At 37.6% G+C, this 9,685-nt stretch carries 7 protein-coding genes; 3 read left to right on the plus strand and 4 right to left on the minus strand.

Going from position 1 to position 9,685, the window contains the following annotated elements:
• Positions 1-250: 250 nt before the first annotated feature.
• Together lgt and AC3WTL_RS25490 are read right to left on the minus strand one after the other, a co-directional pair.
• Positions 251-1,066, minus strand: a complete 816-nt coding sequence (lgt, locus tag AC3WTL_RS25485) for a prolipoprotein diacylglyceryl transferase (RefSeq protein ID WP_262176380.1) — start codon at positions 1,064-1,066, stop codon at positions 251-253.
• Between the two features lie 203 nt (positions 1,067-1,269).
• Entirely contained in the window at positions 1,270-2,385 is a 1,116-nt protein-coding gene (locus AC3WTL_RS25490; RefSeq protein WP_492370263.1) for a YncE family protein, read from the minus strand.
• A 646-nt stretch (positions 2,386-3,031) separates the two neighbouring features.
• On the opposite strand from AC3WTL_RS25490, the gene AC3WTL_RS25495 reads away from it, so the two are divergent.
• Positions 3,032-4,669: a multicopper oxidase family protein gene (locus AC3WTL_RS25495; RefSeq protein WP_262176386.1), complete on the plus strand. Its 1,638-nt coding sequence runs from the start codon at positions 3,032-3,034 to the stop codon at positions 4,667-4,669.
• A 98-nt stretch (positions 4,670-4,767) separates the two neighbouring features.
• Positions 4,768-4,938: a DUF2759 domain-containing protein gene (locus tag AC3WTL_RS25500; RefSeq protein WP_262176388.1), complete on the plus strand. Its 171-nt coding sequence runs from the start codon at positions 4,768-4,770 to the stop codon at positions 4,936-4,938.
• Positions 4,939-5,027: 89 nt separating this feature from the next.
• Here the strand turns inward: AC3WTL_RS25500 and AC3WTL_RS25505 are convergent, their stop codons facing one another.
• Complete coding sequence (locus AC3WTL_RS25505; protein WP_492370264.1) at positions 5,028-6,467, minus strand: MATE family efflux transporter; 1,440 nt, start codon at positions 6,465-6,467, stop codon at positions 5,028-5,030.
• Between the two features lie 109 nt (positions 6,468-6,576).
• Entirely contained in the window at positions 6,577-7,332 is a 756-nt protein-coding gene (locus AC3WTL_RS25510) for a DUF8832 domain-containing protein (RefSeq protein ID WP_492370265.1), read from the minus strand.
• Positions 7,333-8,074: 742 nt separating this feature from the next.
• Between AC3WTL_RS25510 and AC3WTL_RS25515 the strand changes: the two genes are divergently transcribed.
• On the plus strand, positions 8,075-9,571 hold the full coding sequence (locus AC3WTL_RS25515) for a multicopper oxidase family protein (RefSeq protein ID WP_492370266.1): 1,497 nt from the start codon (positions 8,075-8,077) through the stop codon (positions 9,569-9,571).
• Positions 9,572-9,685: the final 114 nt, after the last annotated feature.

A 9,685-nucleotide genomic window follows, 5' to 3' on the forward strand; every position in this document is an offset into this window, starting at 1 on the left:
GTATATGTCGAAAAATATTTTTTTGACATCCCACCAACGGGTCAAACCGTTGTTATATCAATATTTATAGAGGGAGGTATAAAATGGAGGTATTTCTCATTTTTTAAATAAGTTTATCTTATTTTCTTATCCTCAATTCTACCCAGCCTTCATCATCATAAACTCCACAAAAAATGCATTTTTTCAACAGTTTTTTTAACATAATGAGCCTAAATTAAAGCAAAGATAGGCCACTTCATTGGTTTGCTGTTTAATTAATCTCTTCAGCATATCCATGGCTAGCTTTCCCTGACCTTCTTCTTAGGTAGATCAAGACTGCAGCACCTATAATCAAGCTCAAGGACATGAGTTGAGCAATTCTTATTGATTCTGTAAGCATCAGACTATCCGTTCTTAGTCCTTCTACAAAAAATCTGCCCACAGAATACCAGATTATATATGAAAGAAAAACCTCTCCACGCTTTATAGGGAATTTCCTGATTAGAATTAAAAAGAAAAAGCCTGCTATGTTCCATATTGACTCATATAAAAAGGTAGGATTATAATAGGCTCCTTCGATATACATTTGATTAATGATAAAGTCTGGTAAGTAAAGTCCTTCTAGAAAAGAGCGGGTAACTTCTCCACCATGCGCTTCCTGGTTCATAAAATTACCCCATCTTCCAATTGCCTGGCCTAGGAGAAGGCTCGGTGCCGCAATATCAGCAAGTTTCCAAAACGATACGCCTTTTTTTCTTGCAAAAATAATCGCAGTCACTACTGCACCAATTAGTGCTCCATGAATAGCGATGCCGCCTTCCCAAATCGCTATCATTTTGCCAGGGTTTTGAATATAATAATCCCATTTAAAAATCACATAATAGACTCTTGCACTCAAAATTGATATAGGAATCGCCCACAATAACAGATCAGCAAATATATCTTTATCTAGTCCAAGTTTTTTTGATTCTCTTGTCGCAAGAAGCCAGCCTAAAAACAGCCCTGTGCCAATAATCAATCCATACCAATAGACTGTGACTGGCCCTAATTCAAAGGCTATACGATCAATTGCCTCAATTTTTTCCATTGGGTTCTCACCTCTTTATACTATTTGTAATTAGCAGTGTAACTGGATAATATCGAGAAAATGTGCAAGAATGATTAATTTTTCAAGAAAATACTGTGACAAGCAATTAATACAATTCAGCTTACTAACAAACTCATGAAAAACGATAGAAAAAGCCGCCTAATTACTATTAGGCGGCTTTTGGGATATTAATATAAATTAGCTTAATCTGTAATGCTTATTCCATTCGGAACACCTTTTACTTCAATCGTTTCAATTACCGTATTCTTTTCTTTATCGATGATGCTGACCGTATCTTCAAACATATTTGTAACATAAACCATCTTATTATCTGGGCTTGTTACAACTCCATGTGATCCTTTTCCGGTTATAATTTCAGCCGTTGCTTTTTTTGAAGCAAGATCTATGACTGTCACACTGTTGGAAGGATCTTCTTCTGTTCCTTGGTTTGCAACGTAGGCAAACTGATCTTTCTCATCAATATATACTTGTGCGGGGCCAATCCCAACAGGAATTTTAGCAACCTTCTCAGTAGCCAAATCCACTACAGCGAGAGCATTTTCTCCATTTAATGTAGCAACAAGCGTTTTTCCATCTGAAGTGACACCTGTAGTAACAGGAGCTGCTCCTACTTTAATTCGTTTTTCCTCTTTCATCGTATCAAGATTAACAACACTGACTGTATCTTCACCCATGTTTGCAATATAAGCGCTCTTACTGTCTGCTGAAATTCTGAATCCATGTGGTCCTTTTCCTGTATCTACTGTACTAACCACATTAAAACTTGCCATATCAATGACAGTAACATTGTTGTCTTCATTGTTAGTTACGATCGCAAGCTTCCCATCCTCTGTAAAAACAATGTGAGCAGGATGATTTCCAACTTCGACCTCCTTCAATAGTTCATCACTCTCAATGCTGAAAAAAAGCACTTTTGCACTCATTTCCATTTCCTCTCCATGGCCATTTTCATCACCGCCATGCCCCGCCATCTTTGGTACAACCGTTGCCCCAATCATTTTTCCGTCTGGTGCTACCTGCACATTATGAACAGAACCATCTACTTCTATTGTCGATACGATTGAATTGGTTGCTGCATCAATTTTTGAGATGCTGCCTCCTTCGTTCGCTGTGTAATAATATTGGACTGTTTTCGTCCCGTCAGCATGTTCATCATTGTTTTCTGTTTGTTGTTCTTTGTCTTCAACTTTGTTTGCAGCTACATTGTCCCCAGTTTTACTTGCTGAACTGCATCCAACCAGTATCAACGCTCCTAATATCAAAGTAGCAATGAATATACTCAATTTTACCTTAGTCATGAAATTGACCTCCTTTGCGAATTTAACGTAATCTTATTAAGCCAAGAAGAATTGAAAAGTGATTTATTTCACTTAGACAAATAAATATTCAAAAAGTCTAACAAACTTTTGAAATCCATCAAATCTTCATATTTGGGGTGTAGGATAATAGTTTTCTCACAAAAAAAATAAACAGGAAAAACTGCATGCCCTGTTCAGTAAGAAATCTTCAGTTTTTATCTAAAAACAATACTTAAAATACCTATTACTCCCAAAATCATAGACCAGATTATAAAAAATAACCCTGAGGATATTCTCTTCTTACCATTCTTTCCTTTCTTATTGGAACAACATGCCATACGACATCACTTCCCATCTTTTTGGTTTTCTCCGCTTGATTGGGCTAAATAAAGCTTGAAAAAAAATATTCATCTGCTAATTAATCAATATTCGCCACCTCATCTATTCATTATTTAGGTTAACATCATTTTTTGCAGAAACTTTTAGTTTTTGTATATAGAATCCCCTACAAATATGAATGGTGTAATAAATCTAAATTAGATGCCCAATGTATTATATAAAAAATTTCGTTATAAATTTTATTATCCATAATTTCTGCATTTATTTTTATTATGATTTGTTTGAATAATTACAGGAGGTTATCGATATGAAGATTAAACTGCTTGCTATATTCATTTTTTCAATTCTTTTTCTCGCTGCCTGTTCTAATAGTGGGATGAGTGGAATGGACCACGAAAACATGGACATGGAAGAGGATAATAGTTCTGAAGAAAAAGAGGAAGTCGAGGTATTGAAGACTACTAGCACTACTGAAACACTTACAGGCAATGAAATTAACATTGTTGCTCAAGAAGGCAAACATCAGCTGAATGAGAATGTTAGCGTTAATGCCCTAACATTCAATGGTTCAGTCCCTGGTTCCCAAATACGGGTAAAGCAAGGGGAAAAGGTAAAAATCAACCTAAAAAATGAACTTAATGAACCAGTTTCCATTCACTGGCATGGAATTAGAGTTCCCAATGATATGGATGGTATACCAGGTGTGACACAAAACGCAGTCCAGCCAGGTAAATCTTTCACATATGAATTTACACCAGAGGATCCTGGAACATACATGTACCATACCCATCAAAATGCTGTTGAGCAGATGGATAAAGGGCTATACGGTTCATTTATCGTAGAACCAAACGAAAAAACTTATGACCGTGATTATACCCTCATGCTTGATGAGTGGATGAGCAAGCCTGAAGAAGGTGAATCCAGCATGGAAGGTATGGATCATAGCAACATGGGTTCAGAAGAAGATAATGATAAAGAGACTGATTCTGAAGAATCAAGTATGAGCGGCATGGATCACGGCAGCATGGAGTCAGAAGATAATGAAAGCATGAATGGAATGGGAGAAATGGGTCATGACATGAGTGCTTACGATATCTTTTCGATAAATGGCAAAAGCGGCGACAGCATTGAGCCCTTAAAGGTAAAAGAAGGAGAAAAAGTTAGAATTCGTCTTGTCAATGTTGGGTACATGTCTCATAAGATCCATCTGCATGGTCATGATTTTAAAGTAGCGGCCATTGATGGGCAAGAACTAAATGAACCAAAAGAAGTTAAAGATCAGGTGATCACAATAGCCCCTGGTGAGCGATATGACATAGAGTTTACAGCAGACAACCCTGGTGAATGGTTTATAGAGTGCCACGGAGACATGGAAGGCACAAGTGGTATGAAGACAATGATACAATATGAAAACTCTCCCGGCTCTACTGATAAATCCAACCAATCCGAAGAGCTTCCAGAATTCACATTTATGAATTATGGTGGTTCTGACAAAGGTGAATTTTCGCTTGATCAGGAATATGATGTTGAATATAAAATGGATTTAAACACAGCGATGGATGGCAGCGAAATGGCTTATACGATTAACGGAAATACATTCCCAGATACTGATAACATAAATGTCAAGGAAGGCGACCTCGTTAAGGTAACACTGACTAATAATTCTCAAATGGATGACCATCCTATGCACTTGCATGGTCACTTCTTCCAAGTCCTTAGCAAGAATGGGAAACCTGTAGAAGGTTCTCCGATCATGAAAGATACGATTAATTTAAAGCCTGGTGATGAATATGTTGTTGCGTTTAAAGCTGATAATCCCGGCAATTGGCTATTCCATTGTCATGATCTTCACCATGCGACAGCAGGAATGGTGAATATGGTTAAATACGATGGCTATAAACCAAGCTTCACACCTGATCCTAAGGCAAATAATAAACCAGAGTAATTATCAATCCGCTAAGCAATCAAAGAAGCGGCCTGGCAAATAGGTCGCTTCTTTGGAAAGTTCGAATCTCGTTATGTTAATAAAAAGGAGTGATTTTAATGGGTATAGTCATTATATTTGGGCTAGTCGCTTTATTAGCCGGGATTGGCACTTTTACTGCACTTAAAAATAAAAATATCCTAGGCGTCCTGTTTGGATTAGGAAGCTTTCTTGTTTTTGGCTGGTTCTCCTTAATGACTTTTATAAATTCAGGGTACCCCGCTATGTGAAAAAATCAATTTGAATATAAGATGAACGGACCCCTCCTGGGTCCTTTCATTTTATATATTAGCAATTACTACTTACAGCATAATTCTTTTTAATAATTATTTACACAAGCCGACATTGTTTCCTTTGTTGTCTGCGGATGACACTCAGATTCTGCCTCTGGTGCTTTTTTAAGTGCCATCCATTTTCCTCTTTTGAACTGGATAACTAAAACAATAGCCCTGAATGCAATGTCTACGCCAATCGCAATCCAAACGCCGGCCAATCCCCAGCCCAGCACAATACCTAAAACGTACACAAGAACTGTTCTTATTGCCCACATCCCAAAAGCTGTCAGGTACATTGGGAATTTTGTATTGTTTGCACCTTGGAAAGCTCCTGTTAGTACCATAAGGACAGCTAGAAATGGCTGGAAAACTCCTGATATCTTTAGAGCCGTTCCGATATTTCCAATTACTTCCTGATCCTCCGTGAAGAAACTACCTGCCCATTCACCGAGAAAGAACAATATAGCACCCAGAGCAGTCATTGATGCTAAAGTTACGACGGTTGTGAGTTTTGCATATCGTCTCGCTTCATCTAGGTTTCCTGCACCGATTTGTTGCCCAACGAGTATTGTAGCTGCAGTTGCGAATCCATACCCAATCATATAAGAAAATACTTCAATATTCCCTGCAATTTGGTGGGCAGCAAATGCATTTGTTCCCAACGCCACAACAAAACCAAAATAGACGATTTGTCCTGCTCTCATTAAAAGGCGTTCACCTGCAGCTGGTGCTCCAAGCGTTGTGAGCTCCATTAGATGTACTTTGTCGGGTTTCCAGTAATCCCGTCGGAAAGCAAGAACCTTTGAGCGTTTTAAATAGTATATAAGCGCAGCACTGCCAACAAGACGTGCAAAAACAGTTGCTAGAGCAGCACCTACAATTCCCATTGCAGGAATAATTAAAAACCCAAATATTAGAATGTAATCTAATACTGCATTAACAATATTAATAATGATACTTACCTTCATAGGTGTTTTTGTATCTCCAGCCCCTCTTAATATGGCACTCAGTACAAACATTAAAGACATGAAGATTGAGGGAATGCCTACTATGCGAAAATAAAGAGAACCAGCTTCTAACACATCAGCCCCTATTCCCATAAGTTTTAGCAAAGGCTCTGCAAAAAATAGGGTTCCTAGACCTGTTATCAAACCAAAAAGAATAGCAAGAACTATAGATTGCTGGGAAATATGTCTTGCTTTTTCAGGTTGATTCGCCCCCAGAAAGTTGGCAATTCTTACGTTTGCAGCCACTCCAATTGCCATGAATAACGCAAAATAAACTGCAAGAACTGCATTAGTAACTCCTACAGCGGATACTTCTGCCAACCCAAGCTTGGAGACAAAATAGGTGTCTACAAAACCAAGGATGGTTTGAAAAAAATTTTCGATTACAGCAGGAATGGCAAGGACTATTATGATTTTCAGCCTATCTTTATTGGATTGAATATTTTTCAATTTTGCTTCTACTGCATCTTCTTCCAACTATTTCTCCCCCATTTCTGAGAAGACTGTAAAACAACAATAATATACTCATAAAATGGGGCACACCTAAATTGTGTGCCCCATTTTATGATTAGGCTATCCACATTATTTACTTATCCGGAATATTTATAACGAATGGAACTGTATAAAGCTTTCCAAGGTATTTGAATTGTCCCCAAATTTTATATACACCTGAAATAGGGAAGGTAGTCATATATTCAACATCCGGTCCTTCGACAGACTCATCTTTAGGATGGACATGGAGAAACTCTTCCATTTTTTCACTTACAATTACGACATGTCCGGCTGATCCAAGATAAGGTTCCAAATCCGTGATTTTATTTCCTTTGTTATCAGTGACTGTAAATGTCATTAAAATATGCTTTTTTAAAGCCAAGTCATCGAATTTTAACTCAAATACCAAATCATCTACTGTTTTGATTAACTCCTTATCCGGATAAATTCCTTCATTTTGTTCTTTGCCCTCAACTATTAAATCAAACTTGGAAAGCTGCTGGGCTGAACCTTCTGGAAGGAAATCGGCAAATATTTTGTACGTTCCCGCTTTTGGTAAAATAGCCTTTACGCTAAACCTGCCTTCACCATCATACTTGGGATGCAAATGCTGAAAAATACTTAGATCGTTACTGATAACAAGCAAGTGCATCTGTTTTTCATGTACCATGGAAAAACAAGTAATATTCTTTCCTTCATTTTTGACTATTAATGAAATTTCAACTTCCTGATTAGGTTTAACAGAAGTTGGACTGATAAACCATTCAGTTTGTATGTCCTTTAAACGAGCTGCTTCTATATGGTTTTTGGATTCATGCTCATGAATATTATGGCTGGATTGCTTATTCATTATTTCACCTCAACAAAATTATTCTTTTATTATATGCTGAAAATATTTGATTACTTTAATTTGTACTGCTGCTGTACCTAACGGCACTATATCTGCGTTTTGTCCTTTTAAAAAATTCGGTTATTTCTTCTGTGATCTTCACTTGTTGGAGAGCCATCTAAATAGGAATTTGCTTCACTTTAGGGTATTTCATTTTCAGTGCAGAAACAAAAATTATTTTGAGCCATCCACTCGGCAGAAGCCTTTCCTTTCAATGCAATATGTTTTTCTGCATTTGGATTGCTTTCTTAGGGAAATCATCTAATTTTGGAAGTTCTGGAAATTAACTTTTATCAGGATCCATCATTTCAAGCATTATTCTGGTATGGCTCGGCAAAATACACAACTGTTTTATAAGTATTTTTCGCAATTCCCCATTTTATCTTGCTTTAAGTATGTTTAAAATTTAAAAATCATTCCATCATGTGATAAATGAGAAGTTATAATCCCCATATCTGAAACTGGTAGTAACATATTTTCTATTCCTCCTAATGTTTTTTTCTACTTTAATTTTTACCACTGCAATTTGCCTATAAACTACACAAAAAATGCATATTTACCTGAAGAAGTGCTTTTCGGTTGCTATTAAAAATATAAGAAGGATATCATTTATTAATACATAGGTAGGTATAAGAGTTTTTGACTGTATATTCTATACAGTCTTTTAAAAGACTAAGTAAAAATACGAAAGAGGTAGAACAGTTTGAAAAAGGGTATTATGGTTGTTCTCAGCATTTTTGTTTTATCTTTTGGAGCCCTGTTTCTATTCATGAGATTTTCAGGCATGGGCGGCAATACTCCCAATGGTGGCATAGGCGGTATAGGAAATGGACCAGAAAACATGGAAAATGAGGAATCCTTATTTAATACCCCTTTACCAATCCCTCCTTTGTTAGAGGATACAAACCCAGATCCTAAAAAGACAGAATTTCATTTGACTGCACAGGAATCAGAAAAAGAATTTATTAAAGACAAGAAGACAAAAACATTAGGCTATAACGGTGATTACCTCGGACCAGTCATTAGAGTAAAAAATGGTGAAGAAGTTTCCATAAAAGTAGAAAACGATATGAGTGCTGGAACTACTGTCCACTGGCATGGGCTTGAAGTAGATGGTGATCAGGATGGCGGGCCTCATTCGGGAATCCTGCCGGGTGAAACCTGGAATCCGAATTTTACTATAAATCAGCCTGCTGCGACATTATGGTATCACCCTCACCTTTTGCACACAACAGGAGAACAGGTATATATGGGACTTGCGGGATTGTTTTATATAGATGATGATGTCTCGGAAAATCTCAATATCCCCAAAGAGTATGGTGTGGATGATATACCGCTGGTAATCCAAGATAAACAATTTGATTCAGGTGGAAAATATGAATATAACCTGGGGATGCACGATGTCATGATGGGACTTCAGGGTGAGACGATACTTGTGAATGGTGCTATCAACCCTTACTTGGAAGTGCCTAGAGGAAAGATACGTCTTCGCCTGTTAAACGGCTCAAATGCAAGAATTTACGAATTTAAGCTTAGCAGTGCCCAACCATTTCAACAGATTGCAAGTGATGGCGGTTTTTTGGAACAGCCTGCTGAAATGGACAGTTTAATATTGAGCTCTGCTGAAAGGGCTGAGATTATTGTTGATTTTTCCAATTATAATGAAGGGGATGTCGTTCATTTAACTGACCAAGGAAGCGAGTTTATGAAGTTCGTTGTCACTGCAAATGAAGGAAAAGGTTATGCTGTTCCTGATCAATTAACAGATATCCCTGAGATTAATCCTGGAAATGCCATTCGCACTAGAGAATTTGTCATGCAGGGAATGGGTAGAAATGTAAACATTAATGGAAAACAAATGGATATGAATCAAATTGATGAAGAAGTGAACCTTGGAGACACAGAAATATGGGAGATTTCTAATGATGGTTCCAGTATGGGTGGAATGATGGGAGGCAATGGGGGTATGGCCCATCCTTTCCATGCTCATGGTGTGCAATTCCAAATCATTGACAGAGACGGAAACCCGCCTCCGCCAAATGAGAGAGGGTGGAAGGATACCATACTCGTATACCCAGGAGAAAAAGTTAGAGCAATTGCAACCTTTGATCATGAGGGGATTTTTATGTATCATTGCCATATTTTAGAGCATGAAGATGCGGGGATGATGGGACAGTTTGAGGTTAAAGATAGATTGTAAGTAAGAACAAACTAAAAGGATCGAAGCAAGCCTTCGATCCTTTTTCTGTGCGCCCGGCATGGGTGCAGTCTATAGGGTGCAAGTCCCGAGCCATGAAGGCAGTAGTAATGGTTA

The organism is Cytobacillus sp. EB106-05-05-XG126 (genome assembly GCF_058791715.1).